Raw genomic sequence first — 506 nt, forward strand, 5'->3', positions numbered from 1 at the left:
GCAGGTTTTTATTAAGACTGACTTTGCGCTTGAGCGTTCTGGCACAAATATGGATACTATCTTAATTGAAGAACCAGAAAATCACTTAAGTCATGTAAATTTACGGAAATTGGTTCAGCGTGTTGCAGATGCTCAGAATGGCCAGCTATTTATTACAACGCATAATAGTTTAATTAGCACTCGTTTAGAATTACAGAATCTTATTATTTTGGGTAAAGAAGCTGTTGGCAACCCCGTATCGCTTCAAAATCTGGATCAGTCAACGGCAAAATATTTCATGAAAGCGCCTGTGGCTAATATCGTAGAATTCACAACATCACGTAGAGTAATTTTGGTGGAAGGTCCGTCTGAATATATGTTATTTGAGAAATTCTATATAACGGAAACTGACCATAAACCGGAACAAGATGGTGTACACATTATTGACGTGCGTGGGCTAAGTTTCAAAAGATATTTAGAGATAGCCCGTCTAATCCATAGCAAGGTCGCAGTTGTTACGGATAATG

Annotated in this window: 1 protein-coding gene; it reads left to right on the forward strand. The window is 37.9% G+C overall.

Annotated elements, in window-relative coordinates; all coding sequences use genetic code 11:
• A partial coding sequence (locus E5329_RS29375) for an ATP-dependent nuclease (RefSeq protein ID WP_168356822.1) occupies positions 1–506 on the forward strand: 506 nt, incomplete at both ends.

This window comes from Petralouisia muris, from assembly GCF_004793545.1.
Lineage (GTDB): Bacteria > Bacillota > Clostridia > Lachnospirales > Lachnospiraceae > Petralouisia > Petralouisia muris.